Below are 252 nucleotides of genomic sequence, written 5' to 3' on the forward strand. Positions count from 1 at the left end.
GCCTGCGAACCGTCCGCTGCTCGTAGCGGCGGCCCGTCTCGATGTAGGTCCGCTCGTCCGCCGTCACGTCACGGGGTCGCGACTGGAGCCACTCCAGGGCCTCGGCCAGGGTCTTGCCGCGTTGGAGGGCGCCCGCCTCTCGGTTCTTCGTCTCCCAGCGCGCCAGGTCCGCGCGGAGCTGTTCCTGCCACTCCCGGAAGTCGCGGCTCTCGTCGAGCCAGGCGCGCAGCCTGGGCCACAGCCGGATGAGGG

The 252-nt window shown here is 72.6% G+C and carries 1 protein-coding gene; it reads right to left on the reverse strand.

Features of this window, described 5'->3' with window-relative positions:
* Positions 1 to 252, reverse strand: a 252-nt coding sequence (locus tag ACSNOK_RS35290) for an nSTAND1 domain-containing NTPase (protein WP_436784769.1), incomplete at both ends; no start/stop codon positions are given.

The sequence above is a fragment of the Streptomyces sp. URMC 126 genome (assembly GCF_051386555.1).
Taxonomy (GTDB): Bacteria; Actinomycetota; Actinomycetes; order Streptomycetales; family Streptomycetaceae; genus Streptomyces.